Source organism: Luteimonas aquatica (genome assembly GCF_022662575.1).
GTDB lineage: Bacteria > Pseudomonadota > Gammaproteobacteria > Xanthomonadales > Xanthomonadaceae > Luteimonas > Luteimonas aquatica.
In genome coordinates this window covers 1-23,971 of record NZ_JALBFU010000011.1, presented here as the reverse complement: position 1 = coordinate 23,971, position 23,971 = coordinate 1, and the positions used below count along the sequence as shown (strand labels likewise).

At 70.0% G+C, this 23,971-nt stretch carries 19 protein-coding genes; 12 read left to right on the top strand and 7 right to left on the bottom strand.

Annotated features, from left to right (window positions below; genetic code table 11):
- Positions 1–76: 76 nt before the first annotated feature.
- From rsmB to def, 3 genes are all read right to left on the bottom strand, one after another.
- Entirely contained in the window at positions 77–1,369 is a 1,293-nt protein-coding gene (rsmB, locus tag MD221_RS14930; protein WP_242112689.1) for a 16S rRNA (cytosine(967)-C(5))-methyltransferase RsmB, read from the bottom strand.
- 127 nt (positions 1,370–1,496) lie between these two features.
- Positions 1,497–2,420, bottom strand: a complete 924-nt coding sequence (fmt, locus tag MD221_RS14925; RefSeq protein WP_242112688.1) for a methionyl-tRNA formyltransferase — start codon at positions 2,418–2,420, stop codon at positions 1,497–1,499.
- Between the two features lie 195 nt (positions 2,421–2,615).
- Positions 2,616–3,131 carry a peptide deformylase gene (def, locus tag MD221_RS14920; RefSeq protein WP_242112687.1) on the bottom strand — a complete coding sequence of 172 codons (516 nt, stop codon included), beginning with the start codon at positions 3,129–3,131 and terminating at the stop codon, positions 2,616–2,618.
- Between the two features lie 135 nt (positions 3,132–3,266).
- On the opposite strand from def, the gene MD221_RS14915 reads away from it, so the two are divergent.
- From MD221_RS14915 to tsaC, 8 genes are all read left to right on the top strand, one after another.
- Positions 3,267–4,448 carry a LysM peptidoglycan-binding domain-containing protein gene (locus MD221_RS14915; protein WP_242112686.1) on the top strand — a complete coding sequence of 394 codons (1,182 nt, stop codon included), beginning with the start codon at positions 3,267–3,269 and terminating at the stop codon, positions 4,446–4,448.
- A 79-nt stretch (positions 4,449–4,527) separates the two neighbouring features.
- On the top strand, positions 4,528–5,709 hold the full coding sequence (gene dprA / locus MD221_RS14910; RefSeq protein WP_242112685.1) for a DNA-processing protein DprA: 1,182 nt from the start codon (positions 4,528–4,530) through the stop codon (positions 5,707–5,709).
- Complete coding sequence (locus MD221_RS14905; RefSeq protein WP_242112683.1) at positions 5,706–6,179, top strand: DUF494 family protein; 474 nt, start codon at positions 5,706–5,708, stop codon at positions 6,177–6,179. Before dprA ends, MD221_RS14905 begins: the two co-directional genes overlap by 4 nt.
- Positions 6,180–6,279: 100 nt before the next feature.
- Positions 6,280–6,801 carry a pilin gene (locus MD221_RS14900; protein WP_242112682.1) on the top strand — a complete coding sequence of 174 codons (522 nt, stop codon included), beginning with the start codon at positions 6,280–6,282 and terminating at the stop codon, positions 6,799–6,801.
- 88 nt (positions 6,802–6,889) lie between these two features.
- On the top strand, positions 6,890–7,414 hold the full coding sequence (locus MD221_RS14895) for a pilin (protein WP_242112680.1): 525 nt from the start codon (positions 6,890–6,892) through the stop codon (positions 7,412–7,414).
- A gap of 52 nt (positions 7,415–7,466) precedes the next feature.
- Positions 7,467–8,354: an RDD family protein gene (locus MD221_RS14890; RefSeq protein WP_242112679.1), complete on the top strand. Its 888-nt coding sequence runs from the start codon at positions 7,467–7,469 to the stop codon at positions 8,352–8,354.
- Positions 8,355–8,545: 191 nt separating this feature from the next.
- Positions 8,546–11,101: a DNA topoisomerase I gene (locus MD221_RS14885; RefSeq protein ID WP_242112678.1), complete on the top strand. Its 2,556-nt coding sequence runs from the start codon at positions 8,546–8,548 to the stop codon at positions 11,099–11,101.
- A 55-nt stretch (positions 11,102–11,156) separates the two neighbouring features.
- On the top strand, positions 11,157–11,720 hold the full coding sequence (gene tsaC / locus MD221_RS14880) for an L-threonylcarbamoyladenylate synthase type 1 TsaC (RefSeq protein WP_242112677.1): 564 nt from the start codon (positions 11,157–11,159) through the stop codon (positions 11,718–11,720).
- 48 nt (positions 11,721–11,768) lie between these two features.
- On the opposite strand, the gene MD221_RS14875 is transcribed toward tsaC, so the two are convergent.
- Complete coding sequence (locus MD221_RS14875; RefSeq protein ID WP_242112676.1) at positions 11,769–12,083, bottom strand: hypothetical protein; 315 nt, start codon at positions 12,081–12,083, stop codon at positions 11,769–11,771.
- Positions 12,084–12,771: 688 nt separating this feature from the next.
- Between MD221_RS14875 and gltB the strand changes: the two genes are divergently transcribed.
- The 4 genes from gltB to MD221_RS14855 all read left to right on the top strand — a co-directional run bounded on the left by gltB (position 12,772) and on the right by MD221_RS14855 (position 20,581).
- Positions 12,772–17,268, top strand: a complete 4,497-nt coding sequence (gene gltB, locus MD221_RS14870) for a glutamate synthase large subunit (RefSeq protein ID WP_242112675.1) — start codon at positions 12,772–12,774, stop codon at positions 17,266–17,268.
- A gap of 145 nt (positions 17,269–17,413) precedes the next feature.
- Complete coding sequence (locus MD221_RS14865) at positions 17,414–18,934, top strand: FAD-dependent oxidoreductase (RefSeq protein ID WP_242112674.1); 1,521 nt, start codon at positions 17,414–17,416, stop codon at positions 18,932–18,934.
- 187 nt (positions 18,935–19,121) lie between these two features.
- Complete coding sequence (locus MD221_RS14860) at positions 19,122–19,934, top strand: DUF4124 domain-containing protein (RefSeq protein WP_242112673.1); 813 nt, start codon at positions 19,122–19,124, stop codon at positions 19,932–19,934.
- Positions 19,934–20,581 carry a DUF4124 domain-containing protein gene (locus MD221_RS14855; RefSeq protein WP_242112671.1) on the top strand — a complete coding sequence of 216 codons (648 nt, stop codon included), beginning with the start codon at positions 19,934–19,936 and terminating at the stop codon, positions 20,579–20,581. The genes MD221_RS14860 and MD221_RS14855 overlap by 1 nt, the downstream gene beginning before the upstream one ends.
- A gap of 87 nt (positions 20,582–20,668) precedes the next feature.
- On the opposite strand, the gene MD221_RS14850 is transcribed toward MD221_RS14855, so the two are convergent.
- The 3 genes from MD221_RS14850 to MD221_RS14840 form a co-directional block, all read right to left on the bottom strand.
- Positions 20,669–21,145, bottom strand: a complete 477-nt coding sequence (locus MD221_RS14850; RefSeq protein WP_242112669.1) for a hypothetical protein — start codon at positions 21,143–21,145, stop codon at positions 20,669–20,671.
- 25 nt (positions 21,146–21,170) lie between these two features.
- Complete coding sequence (locus tag MD221_RS14845; protein ID WP_242112667.1) at positions 21,171–22,376, bottom strand: LamG domain-containing protein; 1,206 nt, start codon at positions 22,374–22,376, stop codon at positions 21,171–21,173.
- A gap of 552 nt (positions 22,377–22,928) precedes the next feature.
- A partial coding sequence (locus MD221_RS14840) for an RHS repeat-associated core domain-containing protein (RefSeq protein ID WP_242112666.1) occupies positions 22,929–23,971 on the bottom strand: 1,043 nt, incomplete at its 5' end.

Below are 23,971 nucleotides of genomic sequence, written 5' to 3'. Positions count from 1 at the left end.
CGAAAAACCGTCCGATCCGGGGCGCGAGCCCGATGCGTCGAGGCCCGGGATGCCGAGGTTCAGCCGTCGACGATGCTCAGCCGCGCCTGCGCAAGCGTGCGTAGTAGAACCCGTCGCCGCCGCCTTCGCCGGGCAGGCGCTGGCGGCCGGCGCCCGCGGTGCGGCCGAAGCGCGCGTCCAGCGCCTCGGCCTCGGCATCGGGCGTGCGCGCCAGGAACGCGTCCACCTGCGCCGCGTTCTCGTCCCGCAGGATCGAACAGGTCGTGTACAGCAGCACGCCGCCCGGCCGCAGCACGCGCCAGCCGGCGTCCAGCAGGCGCGCCTGGGTCGCACACAGGGCCTGGATGTCGGCGGCGCGGCGATGCAGCGGCACGTCCGGCTGCCGGCGCACGATGCCGGTGGCCGAGCACGGCGCATCCAGCAGCACCGCGTCGAAGGCCTCGCCGTCCCACCAGGCATCGACGTCGGCGGCATCGGCCACGCGCAGCGCCGCCCGGGCGCCGACGCCGAGCCGGGCGAAGGTGTCGCGGACGCGGTCGAGCCGCTGCCGGTCGACGTCCAGTCCGGTGAGCGAGAGGCCGGGATCGCGTTCGAGCAGGTGCGCGGCCTTGCCGCCGGGTGCGATGCAGGCATCGAGCACGCGCGCGCCCGGCGCCGGCCCCAGCGCGTCGGCGACGGCCTGGGCGGCCACGTCCTGCACCGACACCTCGCCCGCGGAGAAGCCCGGCAGGGCGGCGACCGCGACGCCGGCGTCGAGGCGGATCGCGTCGGGATTCCCGGCATCGATCGCGCAGGCGATGCCGGCCTCGGCCAGGCGCGCGGCGTAGGCCTCGCGGGTGCCGTGCCGGCGATTGACCCGCAGCCACAGCGGCGCCGGCTGCGCGCTGGCGGCGAAGATCGCCTCGATGTCCTCGGGCCAGTCGGTGCGCAGGCGCTCGCGCAGCCAGGCCGGCCACTGCGCCTCGATGTCGCCGGCGGGCACGCCCTCGCGCTGCGCGCGCCGCAGCAGCGCGTTGACCAGGCCGGCCTGATGCGCGCGGCCAAGCGCGCGCGCGACGTCCACGCAGGCCGACAGCACCGCGTGGGCGGGCATCTGCAGCGGATCGAGCTGGGCGAGGCCGGCGTACAGCAGCGCGCGCAGCTCGCCGTCGCGCCGGCCCGGTGGCTTGGGCATCCACGCCGCCAGCGCCGCCTCGTAGCGCGCGCGGCCGCGCACGACGGCGAAGCAGATCGCCTCCACCAGCGCGCGGTCGCGCGGATCGGGCAAGGCCGGCAGCGCCTGCGCCAGCGCCGCCTTCAGCGAACGGCCGCGATGCAGCACCGCGTCGAGTACGCGCACCGAAGCCACGCGCGCCTGGACACCGGCCATGCGGGCGTCGCCGGAGCTCAAAAGCAGCCGCCCTCGATCCACTCCGCGCGCGGCGCGGATGCCGGGCGGCGGGAGCCGCCGAAGAGCGCGGACAGCAGGTTGCGGATCACGCCGGCCTCCGCGCCACTCAGGCGCCGACGGCGAGATCGCGCCGCGCGTTGCCGTAATCGGCGGCGGTGATGAGCTTGCCGCCCTCGCGCTGCAGGGTGCGGATGCGCAGCGCGCCCTGCGCGCAGGCGATGTCCAGGCCCTCGCGACCGAGCGCGAGCACGCTGCCGGGCGCCTGGCCGTGCGCCGTCTCCAGCGCCACCGCGGCATGGATGCGCAGGCGCTCGCCGGCGATCGCGGCCTCGGCCACCGGCCAGGGCTGGAAGGCGCGCACCTTGTCGGCCAGCGCCGTGGCCGGCAACGACCAGTCGAGCCGCGCTTCTGCCTTCTCCAGCTTGTGCGCGTAGGTCACGCCCTGCGCGGGCTGCGGGCGCGGCACCGGACGGATGCCGGCGCGCAGCAGGCCCAGGCCGTCGGCCAGCACCTGCGCGCCCAGCACGGCCAGGCGGTCGTGCAATTGCCCGCCGGTCTCCTGCTCGCCGATGGCCAGCGACTGCGTGAGCAGCACCGGCCCGGTGTCCAGGCCGGCCTCCATCTGCATCAGGCACACGCCGGTCTCGCGGTCGCCGGCCTCGATGGCGCGCTGGATCGGTGCCGCGCCGCGCCAGCGCGGCAGCAGCGAGGCGTGCACGTTCCAGCAGCCCAGGCGCGGAATCTCGAGGATCTTCTTCGGCAGGATCAGGCCGTAGGCCACCACCACCATCAGGTCCGGCTGCAGGGCCTTGAGCGCGTCGCGCGAGGTCTGCGACTTCAGCGTCTCCGGCTGCAGCACCGGGATGCCGCGCTCCAGCGCCGCGAGCTTGACCGGCGAGGGCGTCAACGCGCGCCCGCGGCCGGCCGGCCGGTCGGGCTGCGTATAGACCGCCACCACTTCCTGGCGCGCGGCGGCCGCGCGCAGCGAGGGAACGGCGAAATCGGGAGTGCCGGCGAAGACGATGCGCATGGGTCGGAAGAGTCGAAAGGGGAACCGGTGGAAGACGGCGCGATCAGCGGAGGATCGCGCCAGCGGGAAGAAAACCGGGATCGCCGCCGGTCGTCGCGGCCGCGGCCGGCGGGGCGGCGGTCCTCCGGCGCGCCGGGGTTCGCGCGCGGTCCGGTGCGCGCAAGCGCCCAGGCACCCGCCGCGCGCCTGCGGTCCTCAATCGCGATCCTTGCGCAGCTTCTCGTACTTTTTCATCGCGCGGTCGCGCTTGAGCGGCGACAGGTGGTCGATGAACAGCCGGCCGTCGAGGTGATCGACCTCGTGCTGGATGCAGGTGGCGAGCAGGTCGTCGACTTCGAGCACGAACGGCTTGCCGTGGCGGTCCAGCGCCTCGACCTCGATGCCGTCGGCGCGGGTGACGTCGGCATAGATGCCCGGAATCGACAGGCACCCTTCCTGATGGACCCGCAGCTGCTCGGTGCGCTTGCGGATCACCGGATTGATGAATACGAGCGGGCTGTCGCGCCCCTCGCTGACGTCGATGACCATGAAGCGCTCGTGCACATCGATCTGGGTGGCGGCCAGGCCGATGCCGGGCGCCTGGTACATGGTCTCGAACATGTCGTCGAGCAGCCGCTGGAATTGCGGGTCGCGCAGGCGCTCGGCGTCGACGCCGGCGGCATGGTTGCGCAGGCGCGGGTGCGGGAATTCGAGGATCGGCAGCAGGGACATGGCGAAAAAGGTGGCGATGGTCACAACAGATGACCCAGGGAGTCGATTGTAACGCCGGAAGGGTTGCCTCGGGCCGACCCCAGTCGGCTATAGTGCCCCCGCTAGATCAGGGGAAATCTTCAAGGGGAGCGGTTAATGGCTGGCAAGTTTCGAAGCCTTGCGCAAAGGCTCGGCATCGTATTCACCGTCGCGCTGCTGACGGTTGCAACCTACGCCACGGCACAGACCCTGCGCGAAGGCCACCCGGACACCTACGTGGTCAAGCGCGGCGACACGCTGTGGGACATCGCCGGCCGCTTCCTGCAACGGCCCTGGCTGTGGCCGGAAATCTGGCAGGCCAATCCGCAGATCCGCAATCCGCACCTGATCTACCCGGGCGACGTGATCAGCCTGGCCTACCTGGACCGCGTGCAGCAGGCGCAGGTGCAGCAGGGCCCGCGCACCGAGGCCCAGCCGATCAACGCGATCCCGCTGGCGGACGTGGAGAAGTTCCTCAAGGACCTGCGCGTGGTGGACAGCTTCGAGCAGCTGCCCTACGTGGTGGGCCTGGAAGAGGACCGCCTGCGCTCCACCCAGGGCCGGGTGGCCTACATCCGCGGCTGGGCCGCGGCCACGCCCGGCGACCGGTTCCTGGTGGTGCGCCCGACCGTGCGCTACCGCGAGATCAAGCGCCGCGGCCTGTGCTGCAACCGCCTGCAGAGCGCCGACCTCGATTTCCGCGGCCGCCGCACCGCCGACTTCGGCACCTACTGGTCGAACGTGGTGTTCCCGGACAAGGGCAAGGAACTGCTGGGCTACGAGCTGGTGCGCGTGAACGCCGGCACCGTGACCCGCGGCGAAGGCACCGGCATCCAGGCCAGCACCATGCTGCTGGACCAGAGCGAGCGCGAGGTGCGCATCGGCGACCGCCTGATCGCGGTGGACGCCCAGCCCTACGACCTGCAGTTCTTCCCGCACCCGCCCAAGCAGCAGACCAAGTACGGCAAGGCGCGCGTGCTGGCGGTGGCCGACGCCCTGGTGACCGGCGGCCCGCGCGACGTGATCGCGCTGTCGGTCGGCAGCCGCGAAGGCGTGGACAACGGCACCGTGTTCTCGATCTGGCGCGAAGGCAGCCAGGCCGTGGACCGGGTCGAGAAGGGCGCCGATCGCGATCCCGACACCGTCTTCTTCGAGAACAAGGTGCGCCTGCCCGACGAGTTCGCCGGCCACGTCATCGTCTTCCGCACCTTCGAGAAGATGAGCTACGGCCTGGTGATGGACAGCGTCAAGCCGACCCAGATCGGCTACCACCTCAAGCACCCGGACGCGACGCTCTAGGCGCGCAGCGGACAATCCCTACGCAACGACGCGACGGCGCCCCAGGGGCGCCGTCGCCGTTTCCGCCTACGCTATCGGCATGGACTCGACGCAACACCAGGCGCTGCTGCGGCTGCTCGCCGTCGGCGGCGCCAGCCCGCCGCGCCGCAGGCTGCTGGAGACCTTGGGCACGCCGCGGGCGGCGCTGGAGGCCGGCGCGCGCGCCTGGCGCGCGGCCGGGCTGGACGAGGGGCAGATCCGCGCCCTCGATGCGCCCGCGCCGGCCGCGCAGGCCGAGCAGCAGCGGGCGCTGGACTGGCTCTCCGCGCCCGACCACCACCTGATCGGCTGGCACGATCCGGACTATCCGGCGCTGCTGCGCCGGATCCCCGGCCCGCCCCTCGCGCTGTTCGTGGCCGGCGATCCCGCCCTGCTCTGGTATCCGCTGGTCGCCGTGGTCGGCAGCCGCTCGCCCACGGCCGGCGGGCGCGACAACGCCCGCGATTTCTCCCGCGCCCTGGCCGAGGCCGGGCTGGGGGTGGCCAGCGGGTTGGCCGCCGGCGTCGACACCGCCGCGCACGAGGCGGCGCTGGCCGCCGGCGCGGTCACCGTGGCCGTGCTCGGCAGCGGCGTGGACGTGCCCTATCCGCGCGAGAACGCCGGCCTGCACGCCCGCATCGCGGCGGCCGGCGCGATCGTGAGCGAGCACCCGCCGGGCGCGCCGGCGCGGCGCGAGCACTTCCCCAGCCGCAACCGCCTGATCGCCGGCCTGGCCCTGGGCACCCTGGTGGTGGAGGCGGCCGGGCGCTCCGGGGCCCTGATCACCGCCCGGCTGGCCGCCGAGGCCGGGCGCGAGGTCTTCGCCGTGCCCGGCTCGATCCACAACCCCATGGCGCGCGGCTGCCACCGCCTGATCCGCGAGGGTGCCGCCCTGGTGGAGGACGCCCGCGAGGTGATCGCCGCCGTCGGGCCCCTGGGGAGCGAGCTGGGCGATGCCTTGCGCGGCCGCCTGTCGGCCCCCATAACGGGGGCCGGGAGCGCCGGTTCAGGCGCCGTCAGCGACTCGCGGCTCGACGACCCCGACTACAACCGCTTGTGGGAAGCCCTCGGGCACGACCCAACCGGTATGGATCGGCTGGTCGAGCGCACCGGATTGACGGCCGCCGAATTGTCTTCCATGCTCCTGCTCATGGAGCTGGAAGGCCATGTGGTCGCCGAACATGGCCGCTATTCCCGAAAGTCCTGTCACGACGCGTCTTCGGACGCAGGCCGGGGGAAATGAAAGAGAGCATCCTGGACGTCCTGCTCTACCTGTTCGAACACTACTTCACCGAAGACGCGGACCTCGTCCGCGACCGCGACTCCCTCCAGAACGGCCTGCTCCAGGCCGGTTTCAGCCCCGCCGAGATCAACAAGGCCTTCGACTGGCTCGACGCGCTCGCCGAGCAGCGCCCCAGCGCCGCGCACCCGCGCGCCGACGGCCCCACCCGCGTCTTCTTCGGCCCGGAGCTGGACAAGCTCGACGTGGAATGCCGCGGTTTCCTGCTGTTCCTGGAGCAGCACGGCATCCTGGACTCCGACCAGCGCGAGCTGGTGCTCGACCGCGCCATGGCCCTGGACCAGGACGAACTCGACCTCGACGACCTGAAATGGGTGGTGCTGATGGTCCTGTTCAACCAGCCGGGCATGGAAGCGGCCTACGCCTGGATGGAAACCCAGATCTTCGCCGACGAGCCGGAGCCGGTGCACTGAGGCCGGCGCGCCGCGCCGCGCGCGGCCGCCCGTCCCCCGAGCCCGGGTTTTTCGGGCAAAATCCGCGTCTCCCGTTTCGCCAGGACGCCGGGGGGACGTCATGGACCAGACCGTTGGGGTCGCAGCCGGCGACTTCGAGCCGCAGGAAGCGGCAGAGACCGTTTCCGCACCGACACCGCCGCACCCCGCGCGCCGCCGATCCTCGCTGATCGCGGTGGCGGTGTTCGCCGTGGCCGAACTGCTGGTGGTCGCCGTCGTGGCGCTGCTCGGCTATCACACCTATCGCGACTACCGCCTGCGCGCCGACGTGCAGGACCTGCTGGCGCGCGTGGCGCCATTGCGCCCGGCCGTCGACGCCGCCTACGCCCGCAACGGCGGACGTTGCCTGCGCGATGCGGCCTTGGCGCGACAGCTGCGCAGCGCGCGCCCCGAGGCGGCGGCCGCCAGTCTCGCGGCCGGCGAATTCGACAACGGACGCTGCGGCATCCTGCTGGTGCTGCACGGCGGCGACGCCCTCGAGGGCCGGCAGATCCTGTGGGAACGCCGGCCCGCCGATGCCGCGTGGCGCTGCACCTCCGACCTGCCCGGCCGGTATCTGCCGCCGGCCTGCCGGCCGCGATGAGCGCCGCGCGAAGGCCATGCGCGGCCGCGGGGCTTGCCGTCGGCGCCGGACTCGGATTCACTGATCGCATCGACGGCAGGGGGCCGCCATGAATCACCGCATCGAACCGCATTCCGGCGACGCGTCGCCGCCGCCACTGCCGCCGCGCGCGCCGCAGCACGGCCCCGCGCCGCGCAAGCGCATGTCCGGCTGCCTGATCGTGCTGCTGGTCTGCGCCGCGCTGGCGATCCCGGCGATCGGCATCCTGGCCGCGATCGCGGTGCCGCAATACCAGCGCTACGTGCTGCGCGCGAAGGCCCTGCAGGCCTCGACGACCGCACGATCGCTGGCCATCGACGTCGCGCAGGAGCATGCGCGCCTGGGCCATTGCCCGGCCGCCGAGAAGGTCGATCCGCAGACGCTCGAGCTGCGTTCCGACGCGGGCATCGCCGAGATCGTGACCGGCGAATGGGCGCCGGGGCGCTGCGGCGCGCGCGTCCTGCTGCAAGGGCGCAACGGATTCGACGGCCGGCACATCGCCTGGGAATTTTCGGGCATGGACGAAAACGCGCAGTGGCGTTGCGATTCCAACCTGGACCCCGCCTATCTGCCCGCGTCTTGCCCGCAGCAGTGAACGCCCGCAAGATGCCCCCGCCCCGAGACGACACGCAAGGAACACCACAAGGATGAGCACCTGGTACTACGCCGACGCCGGTCACCAGCGCCGCGGCCCGATCGAAGCCGAGGAACTCGCGCGCCTGCGCCGCGACGGACAGCTGCAATGGGACACCCTGGTCTGGCGCGACGGCATGGCGCAGTGGCAGCCGCTGTCCAGCGTCGCCGGCGAGCTGCCGCTGCAGCAGGAAACCGCTCCGGCGCCCGCACCCGAGGCCGGCGGCCAGCACGTGACCGATTCCCCCTACGCCCCGCCGGCCGCGCCGCTGCTGCGCCAGGGCGCCGTGCACACCGGCGGCGAAGTCGTCTATGCCGGATTCTGGAAGCGCGTGGCCGCCTACATGATCGACGGCTTCATCGTCGGCGTGGCCAGCAACGTGGTGCAGGTGCCGCTGCTGCTGTCGATCGGCATGCTGGGCGCCGGCTTCGACGAGCCGACGCCGGCCCTGACCGGCGGCTTCGTGATCGTGATGATCGCCGCCTACGTGCTGCCGCTGCTGATCCAGATGGCCTACTTCGCCTGGTTCCACGCCAGCGGCAAGCAGGCCACGCTGGGCAAGATGGCGGTGGGCATCAAGGTGGTCGACGAGGCCGGCGGGCGGATTTCCTTCCTGCGCGGCGTCGGCCGCTATTTCGCCACCATCCTCAGCTCGCTGCTGCTGTGCATCGGCTTCCTGATGGCCGCCTTCACCGACCGCAAGCGGGCCCTGCACGACTACATGGCCGGGACCCTGGTCGTGGACCAGTGGGCCTATACCGACCGCCCGGACCTGCAGCGCCCCGAGCTGGGCACGGTCGCGCTGGTGATCCTGATCCTGTTCGGCGTGCTCCTGCTGGTCGGCATCGGCTTCTTCGTGATGCTCGTGGGCGTGCTGGCGGCCTCAGGCGCCGGCCACTGACCCGGCCGCCCCGGGGGGACGGACCGGGGGCAAGGCGCGCCCTTGCTTGACACGCCCCGCCGGGCGTGATTCCACTATAAAAAGCGCGTCCCTGAACGGCACGCCCTGAACGCCCGAGGCCCCGGCCTCGGGCGTCGCCTTCTTGCCCCCTGTCCGCGCGGCCTTCACGCCGCGCCCGGAATGCTCCCCCCATGCCCAAGAACCTCCTCATCGTCGAGTCCCCGGCCAAGGCCAAGACGATCAACAAGTACCTCGGCAAGGACTTCACGGTCCTGGCCTCCTACGGCCACGTCCGCGACCTGGTGCCCAAGGAGGGCGCGGTCGATCCGGCGCGCGGCTTCGCCATGCGCTACGACCTGATCGACAAGAACGAAAAGCATGTGGAGGCCATCGCCAAGGCCGCCAAGGCCGCCGACGGCATCTACCTGGCGACCGACCCGGACCGCGAGGGTGAGGCGATCAGCTGGCACATCGCCGAGATCCTCAAGGAGCGCGGCCTGCTCAAGGACAAGCCGCTGCACCGCGTGGTCTTCACCGAGATCACCCCGCGGGCGATCCGCGAGGCCATGCAGAAGCCGCGCTCGATCGCCAGCGACCTGGTCGATGCCCAGCAGGCCCGGCGCGCCCTCGACTACCTGGTCGGCTTCAACCTGTCCCCGGTGCTGTGGCGCAAGGTGCAGCGCGGCCTGTCCGCCGGACGCGTGCAGTCCCCGGCGCTGCGCATGATCGTCGAGCGCGAGGAGGAGATCGAAGCCTTCGTCGCCCGCGAGTACTGGAGCATCGAGGCCGAGTGCGCGCACCCGAGCCAGGTCTTCACCGCCAAGCTCACCAAGCTCGACGGCAAGAAGTTCGAGCAGTTCACCATCACCGACGGCGATACCGCCGAGGACGCGCGCCGCCGGATCGTCTCAGCCGCCCAGGGCGCCCTGCACGTCACCGACGTCGCCAGCAAGGAGCGCAAGCGCCGCCCCGCGCCGCCGTTCACCACCTCTACGCTGCAGCAGGAGGCCTCGCGCAAGCTCGGCTTCACCACCCGCAAGACCATGCAGGTGGCGCAGAAGCTCTATGAAGGCGTGAACGTGGGCGACGAGGGCACGGTCGGCCTGATCAGTTACATGCGTACCGACTCGGTGAGCCTGTCGGTGGAGGCGCTGAGCGAGATCCGCGACGTAATCGCCCGCGACTACGGCACGCGCGCACTGCCGGACAAGCCCAACTTCTACCAGACCAAGTCCAAGAACGCCCAGGAAGCGCACGAGGCGGTACGCCCCACCTCGGCGCTGCGCACCCCGGCGCAGGTGGCGCGCTACCTGTCCGACGACGAGCGCAAGCTGTACGAGCTGATCTGGAAGCGCGCCGTCGCCTGCCAGATGGTGCCGGCCACCCTGAACACCGTCAGCGTCGACCTGGCCGCCGGCTCCGAGCACAGCTTCCGCGCCTCCGGCACCACCGTCGTCGATCCGGGCTTCCTGGCCGTGTACGAGGAAGGCAAGGACACCAAGAACGCCGAGGACGAGGACGAAGGCCGCAAGCTGCCCAAGATGCAGACCGGCGACCGCGTGCCGCTGGAGCGCATCCACGCCGACCAGCACTTCACCCAGCCGCCGCCGCGCTTCACCGAAGCGGCCCTGGTCAAGGCGCTGGAGGAATACGGCATCGGCCGGCCGTCCACGTACGCCTCGATCATCCAGACCCTGCTGTTCCGCAAGTACGCCGAGATGGAAGGCCGCGCCTTCAAGCCGACCGACGTCGGCCGCGCGGTCAGCAACTTCCTCAGCGGCCACTTCACCCGCTACGTCGACTACGACTTCACCGCCAGGCTCGAGGACGAGCTCGACGCGGTCTCGCGCGGCGAGGAGGAGTGGGTGCCGCTGATGGAGAAGTTCTGGGGGCCGTTCAAGGAACTGGTGGACGACAAGATCGAGACCGTCGACCGCACCGAGGCCACCGGCGCGCGCGAACTCGGCGCCGACCCCAAGTCCGGCAAGCCGGTGAGCGTGCGCCTGGGCCGCTACGGGCCCTATGCCCAGATCGGCACCGCCGAGGACGAGGACAAGCCGACCTTCGCCTCGCTGCGCCCCGGCCAGTCGATGCACACCATCACGCTGGAGGAAGCGCTCGACCTGTTCCGCCTGCCGCGCAAGCTCGGCCAGGACGGCGGCGAGGAAGTCAGCGTCGGCATCGGCCGCTTCGGCCCCTTCGCCAAGCGCGGCAGCACCTACGCCTCGCTGAAGAAGGAGGACGATCCCTACACCATCGACCTCGCCCGCGCCGTCTTCCTCATAAACGAGAAGGAAGAGATCGCGCGCAACCGCATCATCAAGTCCTTCGACGGCAGCGACATCCAGGTGCTCAACGGCCGCTTCGGCCCCTACATCAGCGACGGCAAGCTCAACGGCCGCATCCCCAAGGATCGCGAACCGGCCTCGCTGACGCTGGAGGAAGTGACCAAGCTGCTGGAGGAGACCGGCAAGCCGATGCGCGGACGCTTCGGCAAGAAGGCGGCGGCGAAGAAGGAGCCGGCGGTGGCGAAGAAGGCGCCGGCCAAGAAGGCGGCCGCGAAGAAGACCGCGACCAAGAAAACGGCCAAGAAGGCGACGAAGAAGACCGCCAAGAAGGCCGCCAGGAAAACCGCGGCGCCCGCCGCGGCCGAGCCGGCGAAATCGCTGCTGACGCCGGGCAAGGTGGAGGCGGGCAAGAAGCGCGTGGTGAAGAAGGCGCCCGCCGACGACGATGCGCCTTTCTGATGCGTCCCGTTGAAGCATGCGCCGCGGCGCGCCGGGCCGCGGTCGCTCCCGGCGCATGACCGCGCAGCCTTCCCTCGCCAATGCCATCGCCATACTCGGCGACGGCGGCGTCATCGCCTATCCCACCGAGGCCGTCTGGGGCCTGGGCTGCGATCCCTTCGACGAGGCGGCGGTGCGGCGCCTGCTGGCGATCAAGCGCCGCGAAGTCGAGAAGGGCCTGATCCTGATCGCCGCGCGCCCCTCGCAGTTCGACGGGCTGGCGGACTGGGATGCGCTGCCGCCGGAGCGGCGCGAGGCCGTACTGCAGTCCTGGCCGGGTCCGCATACCTGGATCGTGCCGGCCACAGCGCGCGTCCCGTCCTGGATCACCGGCGCGCACAGCGGCGTGGCGCTGCGGGTGAGCGCGCACCCGCTGGTCGCGGCCCTGTGCGAGGCCTACGGCGGGCCGCTGGTGTCCACCAGCGCCAATCCGGCCGGCGCGCCGCCGCCCAAGCGCTTGCGCGATCTCGACCCGGGCCTGCGTGCCGCCCTCGACGCCGTGATCGAGGGCGAGGTCGGCGATCTCGACCGCCCGACCCCGATCCGCGACGCGCGCAGCGGCGCCGAACTGCGTCTTTGAGCCTTGCCGCGCGCCGCGCCAAGCGCGCAGCGAGCAAGCTCCGAATGCCTAAGTCGCCTGGATCGCCGCGCAGGACGCGAGCGGCGCTTCGGGCACGCGGCCCGCGGCCTGCTCGGCCAGCAGCGCCTCGTGGCTGCGCCTGATCAGCTGCCTGATCCGCTCGCGCGAGGTCCGGCTCGCATCGTATTGCTGCAGCGCGACCAGGAGATGCTCGCCCAGTGCCGCCCGCACGAAACAGGGGCTGGTACCGGTCTTCTTCGCGATGTCTTCGAGAATCCAAGAATCCGGAACGGAGGACGCCGCGATGCAGGCATGCGCCGGCACAAGCAGCGCGGCCAGCGCCAATACGAAACCACCTTTCATGGGAATGTCCTATCCCGCATGGCGGGAACATCGAGGTGGTCACGAGACTAGGGAGGGACTGCGTGCCCGCCAGGGGGGATGCGACGGAACCCGGCTAGCGCCGACGGAAGCGGCGATGGGCGGTGCGAGCTTGCGGCGACATCCGCGAAACCGCCCCGCAGCCAGGCGATTTTGCGCAACGGCCGGGAATCTGGCGCGACATGCGGCCGTATGGCATCGACCCGCGGGAAATGCAGCAAAGGCTGTACTGAAAGCCTGCATCGAGGAATCCGCAGGCAACGACGACGCGCATTTCGCGAAGATCCGCTAGGGCCACAGGAATAGTTGCGCCTGTAACCGAAACCCCGGCAATTCGCCGAGGACGTCCTCCGTTCGCGGTGACCGGCAATCCGCGAATTTCCTCGCCTTGCACCCGATTGCCGCATCGCACAAATTGTGATTTAGTCGAACCATGCGGAAGCGTCGCGCCTGCCGCCGGACCTGGAGGGAGTCCCGGTAGCCGGGCGCCTCGATCCCCGCGCCGCGCCCACCCCACACTGGTGCACATACGATGAGGATGTCCTCCGGCCATCCATGGCGGATCAATGTCGATGACTCCGGATGGTCCCATGCCATCCCTGGCGGCACTTTGCCGGCTTCGGATCGTCCGGCCCGGCCATCCATGGCCGGGCGTTCGTCACCGCAGCCGATGCCGATAGGGCATCGGCTCAGCGCGGCTCCTCACCCGGATCGCGGCCTTTACGACCCCGGCAACGAACACGACAGCTGCGGTTTCGGCCTGATCGCGCGCGTGCGCGGCAAACCGGATCGCGCCCTCGTGGACGGAGCACTGGAGGCGCTGGCGCGCATGACCCACCGCGGCGGCGTCGCCGCCGACGGCAAGACCGGCGACGGCTGCGGCGTGTTGCTGTGCGGCGTGGACGCGTTCGTGCGCACGCTGGCGCGCGAGGCCGGCATCGCCATCGCCGAGCAGGCGTTGTGCGCGGCCGGGCTGGTGTTCCTGCCGCACGATGCGGCCGACGCCGCGCGTTGCCGCGACGGCCTGCAACGCCTGCTGGGCGAGGTCGGCATCGCGCTGGCGGGCTGGCGCGAAGTGCCAACCGATCCGTCCGAGTGCGGCAAGCTGGCGCTGAGCACGATGCCGCGCATCGAACAGGTTTTCGTCGTCACCGAGACGCTCGAGGCCGAGGCCTTCGAGCGCGCGCTGTTCCTGGCGCGCCGCCGCAGCGAGCAGGCGCTGCGCGATGTGCCGGACTTCTATCTCGTCAGCCTGTCCTCGCGCCTGCTCGGCTACAAGGGCATGGTGCTGCCGGACGTGCTGCCGCGCCTGTTCCCGGACCTGCAGCGTGCGGACCTGGCCGCGCGCGCGGTGGTGTTCCACCAGCGCTTCTCCACCAATACGTTGCCGCGCTGGCCGCTCGCCCAGCCCTTCCGGCGCCTGGCCCACAACGGCGAGATCAACAGCATCGAGGGCAACCGCCGCTGGGCGCAGGCGCGGCGCCGCGTCTGGGCCTCGAAGCTGCTGGACGTGAGCGAGTTCGACCCGGTGGTGACGATGACCGGCTCGGATTCGCAGTCGCTGGACAACATGCTGGAATGGATGCTGCTCGGCGGCATGGATCTGCTGCAGGCGATGCGCATCCTGATGCCGCCGGCCACCCAGTCGCTGGAATACAAGGACACCGACCTCGCCGCGTTCTACGAGTACTACGCGATCAACTCCGAGCCCTGGGACGGCCCCGCCGGCGTGGTGATGTGCGACGGCCACTACGCGGCCTGCACGCTCGACCGCAACGGCCTGCGCCCGGCGCGCTGGACGCTGTCGGACGACGGCAACGGCGAGAGCACCTTCGTGATCGCCTCCGAGGCCGGCGTCTGGGACGTCGCGCCCGAACGCGTGGTGGCCAAGGGCAAGCTCGGCCCGGGCGAGATGATCGCCGTCGACCTGTACAACGACACCCTGCTCGACAACGACGCCATCGACCGCATCAACCGCCGCCGCGCGCCGTACAAGCAATGGCTCAAGCAGGGCATGCACTACCTGCATACCGAGCTGATCGATCCGGCGCTGACCGACGCGCCGTTCAACACCGAGACCCTGCTCGGCTTCCAAAAACTCTTTCAGCTGACCCGCGAGGAACAGGAGGCGGTGCTGCGCCCGCTCGCCGAGACCGAGCAGGAAGGCATCGGCTCGATGGGCGACGACATTCCGGTGGCGCCGCTGTCGCAGCGCGTGCGCCCGCTCTACGACTGCTTCCGCCAGGCCTTCGCCCAGGTCACCAACCCGCCGATCGATCCGTTGCGCGAATCCTGCGTGATGTCGCTGACCACGCAGATCGGCCGCGAAGGCAACCTGTTCGAGGACACGCCCGACAACGTCGACCACGTGGTGCTCAACTCGCCGGTGCTCTCGCAACGCAAGCTCAACCAGATCTTGGCGCTGCCGCGCTTCAAGGAGAAGTACCGCTTCATCGACCTGTACTTCGACGCCAGCGAGAGCCTGCAGGAGGCGATCGCGCGCATCCGCCGCGAGGCCGAGCAGGCCGCGCGCGAGCGCATCGAGCTGCTGATCCTTAGCGATCGCCGTCCGCGCCGCGGCACCGCCGCCATCCACGCCCTGCTCGCCACCGGCGCCGTGCACCAGCACCTGGTGCGCACCGGCCTGCGCTGTGACATCAACCTGATCGTGGAGACCGGCACGGCGCGCGACCCGCACCATTTCGCCTGCCTGATCGGCTACGGCGCCACCGCGGTCTATCCCTATCTCGCCTACCAGACCCTGCACGCGCTGGCGCGGCGCGGCATCCTCGGCGGCAAGCGCAACAACGAGCCCATGGAAGTCGGGCGCAGCTACCGCCGCGGCGTGAAGAAGGGCCTGCTCAAGATCCTCTCGAAGATGGGCATCGGCAGCATCGCCAGCTACCGGGGCGCGCAGCTGTTCGAGATCGTCGGCCTGGCCGACGAGGTGGTCGCCGACTGCTTCGACGGCACGCCCTCGCGCATCCAGGGCGCCGGCTACGCGCGCCTGGAAACCGATGCGCAGGCCCTGGCCGCGCACGGCTGGGACGACAACGCCCTGCCCGAGCCCGGCGGCCTGCTGCACTACGTGCACGGTGGCGAGTACCACCAGTTCAATCCCGACGTGGTGCAGTCGCTGCAGCGCGCGGTCAAGAGCGGCAGCCGCGAGGACTGGCGCGCCTATGCCGACCACGTGAACACGCGCCCGGCCGCGTCGCTGCGCGACCTGCTGCGCCTGCGCGAGACGCAGACGCCGCTGCCGCTGGACGAGGTCGAGCCGGTGGCGTCGATCGTCAAGCGCTTCGACTCGGCCGCGATGAGCCTGGGCGCCCTGTCGCCGGAAGCGCACGAGGCCTTGGCCATCGCCATGAACCGCCTCGGCGGACGCTCGAACTCCGGCGAGGGCGGCGAGGATCCGGCGCGCTACGGCAGCGAGCGGCGCAGCAAGATCAAGCAGGTCGCCTCCGGCCGGTTCGGCGTCACGCCCGAATACCTGATCAACGCCGAGGTGCTGCAGATCAAGGTCGCGCAGGGCGCCAAGCCCGGCGAAGGCGGCCAGCTGCCGGGCAGCAAGGTCAACGCGCTGATCGCGCGCCTGCGCTACGCCAAGCCCGGCATCGGCCTGATCTCGCCGCCGCCGCACCACGACATCTATTCCATCGAGGACCTGGCGCAGCTGATCTTCGACCTGCGACAGGTCAATCCGCAGGCGCTGATCTCGGTGAAGCTGGTCTCGCACGCGGGCGTGGGCACGATCGCCGCCGGCGTGGTCAAGGCCGGCGCCGACCTGATCACCATTTCCGGCCACGACGGCGGCACCGGCGCCAGCCCGCTCGGCTCGATCCGCTACGCCGGCGTGCCGTGGGAGCTCGGCTTGTCGGAGGCGCGCCAGGCGCTGCAGGCCAACGAACTGCGCGAGCGCGTGCTGCTGCAGACCGACGGCGGGCTGAAGACCGGCCTGGACGTGATCAAGGCCGCGCTGCTCGGCGCCGACACCTTCGGCTTCGGCACCGCGCCGATGATCGCGCTGGGCTGCAAGTACCTGCGCATCTGCCACCTCAACAACTGCGCCACCGGCGTGGCCACGCAGGACGCCAACCTGCGCGCCAACCACTACACCGGCCTGCCCGAGCGCGCCGAGTGCTTCTTCCGCAACGTCGCCGAGGACGTGCGCGAGTGGCTCGCCAAACTCGGCGCGCGCACGCTGGAGGAGATCGTCGGCCGCACCGACCTGCTCGAACAGGTCGAGGCGATGCCGCGCGCGCATGTCGGCATCGACCTGTCGCGGCTGCTGCGGCGCGATGCGACGCAGGCGGCCGCCTACTGCGGTTCGCCCGCGCTGCAGGCGCCGCCCGACGGACTGGCCGCCAGGCTCGACGCCGATCTGGCCGAGGCCATCGCCGGCGCGCGCGGCGGCAGCTTCGCCTATGCCATCCGCAACACCGACCGCAGCATCGGCACGCGCCTGTCCGGCGCGATCGCGCGCCGCCACGGCAACGCGGGCATGAGCGCGGCGCCGATCAGCGTCCGCCTCAGCGGCACCGCCGGGCAGAGCTTCGGCGCCTTCAACGCCGGCGGCCTGCACATGGAGCTGATCGGCGAAGCCAACGACTACGTCGGCAAGGGCATGGCCGGCGGCCGCCTGGTGCTGCGCCCGGCCGAGGGCAGCACCTTCGAGACCCAGGAAACGCCGATCCTCGGCAATACCTGCCTGTACGGCGCCACCGGCGGAGAACTCTATGCGGCCGGCCGCGCCGGCGAACGCTTCGCCGTACGCAACTCCGGTGCGGTAGCGGTGATCGAGGGCGCCGGCGACCACTGCTGCGAATACATGACCGGTGGCGCGGTGGTCGTGCTCGGCCGCACCGGCCTGAACTTCGGTGCCGGCTTCACCGGCGGCCTGGCCTACGTGCTCGACCTGGATCGCGATTTCGTCGACCGCTACAACCACGAGCTGATCGACATCCTGCGCGTCACCCCGGAAGGCTTCGACCACTACCGCCAGCACCTCTACGACCTGATCGAGACCCATGCCCGGCACACCGGCAGCGCCTGGAGCGCGCGGCTGCTGGAGGAATACCGCGACTTCCTCGGCAAGTTCTGGCTGGTGAAGCCGAAGGCGGCGAGCCTTGAAGCGCTGGCCGAGGAACTGCGGAGGGCCGCGTGATGAGCACAGATTTCGCGCTACGCACGCAAGCTCCCGAGATTCGCATTGCGAATCCCGGGCCCCGCTATGTGCACCCGATCCCCGCCCCTGCGAAGGGGGCTTTTCACCAGACGGTGCTCGCGGCACCACGGTCGAGGTGTGCGGCATGAGCAAAAAGCACGCCTTCCAATTCGTCGAGCTGCCGCGCGAGATGCCGCGCAAACTGGCGATTGAGCTGCGCACCGGCGGCGACTGGAACGAGCTCTACGGCCGCTTCGAGCGCGACAACGCCGCGCAGCAGGCCGGCCGCTGCCTGGACTGCGGCAATCCCTACTGCGAAGCCAAGTGCCCGGTGCACAACTACATCCCCAACTGGCTGCGGCTGGTGGAGGAAGGCCGGCTGGTCGAAGCGGCCGAGCTGTGCCACGAGACCAACCCGCTGCCGGAAATGTGCGGCCGCGTCTGCCCGCAGGACCGCCTGTGCGAGGGCGCCTGCACCCTGGAGGACGGCTTCGGCGCGGTCACCATCGGCGCGGTGGAGAAGTTCATCGTCGACAGCGCCTTCGCCCAGGGCTGGCGGCCCGACCTGTCCAAGGTCGTCGCCACCGGCAAGCGCGTGGCCGTGGTCGGCGCGGGACCGGCCGGCCTGGCCTGCGCCGACCGGCTCGCGCGCGCGGGCATCCAGGCCACGGTGTTCGACCGCTACGAGCAGATCGGCGGCCTGCTGCAGTTCGGCATCCCCAGCTTCAAGCTCGACAAATCGGTGGTCGGCACGCGCCGCGCGGTGCTGGAGGGCATGGGCGTGCAGTTCCGGCTGGGCGTGGAGATCGGCGTCGACCTGTCGCTGGAAGCGCTGCTGCGGGAATTCGACGCCGTCTTCCTCGGCCTCGGCGCCTATCGCTACACCGACGGCGGCTTGCCCGGCCAGGACCTGCGCGCGGTGCTGCCGGCGCTGCCCTTCCTGGTCAACAACGGCCGCCTGATAAGCACTCACGCCGATGCCGAGGCATCGGCGGGCGGGCTCGCTCCGCAAGGCAGGCCGATCGCGGGCTGGGAGGACCATGTCGACATCCCCGACCTGCGCGGCAAGCGCGTGGTCGTGCTCGGCGGCGGCGACACCGGCATGGACTGCGTGCGCTCGGCGATTCGCCTGGGCGCGGCCAATGTCACCTGCGCCTACCGGCGCGACGAGGCCAACATGCCCGGCTCCGCGCGCGAGGTCGCCAACGCGCGCGAGGAAGGCGTGTCCTTCCTCTTCAACCGCCAGCCGCTGGCGATCGAGAGCGATGCCGAGGGCAACGTCACCGGCGTGCGCGTGGTCGAGACCACGCTTGGCGCGCCCGATGCGCGCGGCCGGCGCAATGCCGTCGCCGTGCCCGGCAGCGAATCGACGATCGCCGCCGACGTGGTGATCATCGCCTTCGGATTCTCCCCGGAACTGCCGGCCTGGCTGGCCGAGGCCGGGGTCGAGGCCCTGCCCAACGGCCGCATCCGCGTCGGCATCGATGCCGGCGAAGGCGTGCTGCCTTACCAGACCTCGCAGCCGAAGCTGTTCGCCGGCGGGGACGTGGTGCGCGGCGCGGACCTGGTGGTGACCGCCGTGCAGGAAGGCCGCGATGCCGCGGCCAGCATCGCGCGGATGCTGCGGGCGCCCGGACGGTCGGCGCTGGCGGAGGAGCCGCGCTAAGCCGATGCCCCATTGGCATCGGCATCGGCGCCGGCTCCGAACGCCGGCCATGGATTCGGAGCCGCGCCGTCGGCGCGGGCCGGCGCATCCGAAGCGCTGGCGCTGCGCCATGGATGGCACGCATGAATGCTGAACGCCATCGCTGCGGCCGCTTCCCCGCACCCCAGGCCGCGCGCATCATGCGCGCATGGCCCGACGGTCCCGGCATCGGCTGCTGATCGCCTCCGCGCTCACCGCGGCGCTCGCCGCGTTCGGGCCCGTCGCCGCGCCCGCCGCCCCGCTCGGGGCCGGCGATACCCTCACCATCTACCGCTGCACCGATGCGCGCGGCCGCGTCACCGTGCAGGACGCGCCCTGCCGCAAGGGCGAGGACCAGCAGGCGCAGGAAATGCTGCGGCCCCGCGACCCGCCGCCCCGACCGGCCCTCACCGCCGCGCCGATCGCGCCGATGCCCGCGCCGGCGCCTCCCGCGCAGACGTTGATCGTGCGCAATCCGCAGCCGATGTTCGAATGCGTGCGGCCGGACGGCTCCAGCTATGTCAGCGACAGTGGCGAGGGCAATCCGCGCTGGATTCCGGCCTGGGCCTCCGACGACCCCTACATGCCCTATTACCCCATTCCGCTCGGCGCCGGCGGCATCTACGAATCGCGCACCACGGTGACGGGCGGACCCGCCGTATCGGCCAATCTCGAACATCGCGGCCGCGACGGCTCGGTGCAGCTGCGCATCGACAGCGCGCCGGTGGATGTCGCCGATGCCTACCGGCGCCCGCATCGCCCTCCGCGCCACTACCCGGTCTACGGCTACGGCGCCGCCGGCACCTGGGTGCGCGATGCATGCCATGCCTTGCCCCAGGCGGAGATCTGCGACCGCCTGCACGACCGTCGCGCCGAGCTCCGGCGCCGCTTCTTCAACGCCCAGCCCACCGAGCGTGCGACACTGGACAAGGAGGAGCGCGGCATCAACGCGCGCCTGTCTGCAGACTGTGGAGGGAGCTGATGTTGCGCAACACTATCTTCGTACTGCTCGCGCTGGCGTCGCCGCTGGCCGCGCACGCCCAGAACGGCGATGTCGTGATCTATCGCTGTACCGACGCCAAGGGCAAGCTGACCATCCAGAACGGCACGCCCTGCCCCAAGGGCGCCAAGCAGGAAAAGCGCACCATCCAGGGGCCCACCGTGGTGCCCGCCTACACGCCGCCGCCGAAAGCGCCCGCGCCGCCCGCACCGGCCAAGCCCGAAGCGACGCCGGCCGCCGCGCAACAGGCCTCGGCGGCGCAGCAATCCCCACCACAAACTGCCGAGAAGGCGCCTCCGGCCGAGCGCCTGCCGCCTCCGCCGATCTTCCAGTGCAACACCTGGGACAACGACAGCTACCTCAGCGAGAACGGCGACCCCAAGCCGCGCTGCGTCACGCTCACCACCACCGACCTGAACGGCGCGCCCGTCAGCCCCGGCGCCGCCTGCGAGATGAAGACCGACCAGTGCCAGCGCGTGCCCGACGGCCAGGCCTGCGAGGCCTGGAAGAAGCGCGAGCGCGAAGTGGAATCGACCTGGCGCCATGCGCGGGCCGAGGACAAGCAGTCGCTGCAGGAAGAGTTCGCGCGCGTGACGCAGATCTACGCAGACAGCAAATGCGGGCAGTGAGGCGGCACTGACGTCCAATACGCGGCGGCGGCTGCCCGGAACCAACCGGAACCGCCCGACGGCGGCTCCGGTACGCGCGTTGGATTCCTACTGCGTGGAGTCGAGCAGGAAGCCTAGTGTCCTGGCGTCGAGGACGCCCTGGCTCCCCCCGAGCTGCAGCAGCCGCGCTTCCAGATCGACGGCTGCCTGCGACTCCACCTGCGCCGCCGCGCCCTTGGCCGCCGCCATGCTCTCGCTGCGCATAGCGCGCCCTTTGAGCGTGTACTGGACGCCGGCCGCTTCCCGCCCGACCGGCTCGATCAGGATGCCGTTGTAGCCCAGACGTGGCTGATCGGCAGCGCTGGCACTGCGCGCGGCGCCATTGGCGGCCTGGCGCAAGCCATCCTGGATGCTGCGGATGGTGGCGGGATCGGTGATGGTGAGCGTCGGATTGGGTCGCCCCGAATACACCAGATAGGTAACGCGCAGCCCCTCCCCGGGTTGGGTCGCGAATGCGGCGCCGGCCGTGAAAACGCTCAGGGCCACGCCGCAGCCCAGCAGCACGAGGGAATTTCGAATTTTCATGTCCTTGCTCCTGTCTACGCGGATGTCAGTTGACCTGCTCGTGGCCGGCGCCCTGGAAGCTGTCGGACCATACTCGGAAATAGCCGCAGAAATCGCTGTACGGTCCGCGGTTGGCCGTTTCCGGATTGCTGATCGCACTGCCGGCGTTATCCAGATTGGTCGCATTGGTGCCGCCTGGCTTATGCGTCCACATGCCGTTCTGATCACGGCGATACCAGTGATAGTCGTCCCCCGGCGCCACCACGAGCGCGACCACATCCTTGTAGCTGGCGGCGCCGATCTGGCTCGGCGCGATCGGTTCCAGGCCGTCCCGTACCGCGGCAGCATGCACGGCCGAGCAACTCAGCGCGGTATACGTCTGTCCCGCGGCCCGGCCGGGCTGCGCGAAGGTATTGGTCGCCCGATTGTTGGCATAGTTGTAGCAGTTGTTGTACGGACGCCGCGCGCTGCCGTTCCAATAGCTTGGATCGTAGCTGGGAAGTCCGGGCGCCATGATTTCGGCGATCTGCGCCGCGTTCATGGCACGCTTGTAGACCATGACCTCGTCGAGCCGGTCGTTGAAGCGATACGAGCTCCAGTGGCTGCCGCCGATAGTCACGTCGCCGCTGAAAGTATTGTCGACGTTATCCATGATCGGCGTCGCCGTGCCCGCGGCCCGCCCGTCGATGTAGAAAGTGATCGTGGGAATCGGGTAGAACACGATCGGCGGCTGGCCCTTGGGTGCGCGCAGCACCGTTGCCGCAACGTGGTGCCAGCGATTCTTCATCAACGCCAACGGACCGCTGGATGCGAACGTGCTGCCATACCCACCGCCGGGACCAACCATGGTCAGCGCCACACGCTGGGTGTCCTGCACGGAGAAGGTATAGCCGGTCGTGGTGCTGCCGCCGTTGTCGAGGATGGTCTTGACGGTGCCGTCGTTGTCCATGCGGATCCAGGCGGCCACGGTGAAATCCCCCGCACCGACGTTCAGGCTCGTCGTACCGCCGGGCATCTGGTAGTAGATGCCGCCTCCGAGATTGGCGCCCCCGTCCTGCCATCCCCACGAGGCCGGCGCTCCCCAGGACACCAGTCCGTTGGCGCCGAATCCGCTGGTGTCATACGCCGTGGTCCCGGCATTCTCCAGCTTCCACTGTCCCGTCAGCGCATTGGTGCTGCCGACCGGCAACGCCTGCGTCATGAACGGCAATGCCGCCGCCAATGTCCCCAGAAGCAATCGCCCCTTCTTCATCGCCCTCTCCGTCTGCGTCCATGCGACACCGGAATGGCGCCGCCCATTCCTCAATCCGCAAAAGGACCCGGAAACCCGACATTGCCTTCCACGAATGGCTCGATCTTTCGACCAGGCGGTGAACCTGGTTCGCCGATCGATATGGGAAATCGGCAGGCGAAGGGCGACACGCCGACAGGAGTCGTCGGCGAGGAGACCCGAGAAACGTACTGCTTGTCCTGGCGAAACGGCCCCGGGCAAGCATTCCCGCGCATGCCCAGCATGGCATCCAGGCTGCCGGGAGACCGTCAAGATATCCCGCAATACCCCTCATGGTATTGGTCGACGATCTTTCCACGCGAATCCACTACCCAGAATTGCGTGCAGTGGCTGACTCCGCTGTGATCGAGGTATTTGTAGATTTTTTTCCCGTCGGGCCTCTCCAGGATCTGATCCGGCTTCCCATAGACCTCGATATGGCGCTCCATCGGCGCGCCCACCCAGGTTCGCATCGTAGCGTCCCATGAGGTGCAACCCGCCGTACAAAGTACGGCGGCGAGAAGAGTCGCTCTGCTACATCGCACCCACGGCGGCACCATAGCGGCCACCTCTCTTGTCATCGTCGCCGGAATATGCTGTAGACATGTAGAGCAGTTTCTGTGTGCTCAAGCTCGAGAACGGCAATCCGGCAAAAGCACCATAAGTGATCGCTGCCGCGGGCAACATCAGCGGGAAATTGAGGGCTTCCCTCCAGAACCCGGCGCCATTCCTGATCTGCCAGGCATCGTGCAGGCCTCCCACGGCATTGATCCCAGGCACGCGATTCGCGAATCGAGAGACCGGGCCGCCTTCCGCCATGAATCCGGGCCGCTCACTCGGATTCCCCCCCTGCGATCCGACGTTATTGAATCCTTTTTGCGGCGGCGTGAATTTATCCTTCGGATAAATGCCTTCTCCAGGCCCGATATCCAGCCCATAGCCGACCTCTCTTTCGTAATACCTCGGAAGCTCGCCAAGCGTATACATGAATGCCGCCGTCTGTGCGCCATTCGCGAACTTGCCTCCGGCAAGTCTTGAAGCCGTCCCTCCGGAAATCGCGGTGGCCACGCCTTTGGCGACAGGGTTCTTGATACCATCGATCTTCAGCGATGCCGCTTCCGTGAAGCCCGCGCTTGCGAAACCGCTTCCGAACTTGCCTCCCTGCAACACCGAGGTCACGCCTCCGGCCATGCCTTGGGCAACGATCTTGCTCGCGAATTGGCTGGCGGTGAGTCCCGTAGACCCGACCGTAGCGATATCGCCCCCGTACAAATTCTCGAAGGAGTTCGCGAAGCCCTGGGCCTGGTAATAGCTGTTGATGCCGAAGAACAAACCCGAGGCGAAGGCGCCATAGAGTGCCCCCTTCCACGTGCCTGTGGATGCATAGCCCGACGCCGCGCCGAAGGCCATCGCCACCCCCAGCTTCAGGAAGAATCCACCATCCATCCCGGCCGTGACGTATGTCCCGACGATCGCAATCGCGATACCCAGAATCTGACGGAATGAAACCGCTCCCGTCGGATCGGTATAGGCCAGCGGGTTGTTGAACACGTAGGTGTAGGCGTTCCAGCTCTGCG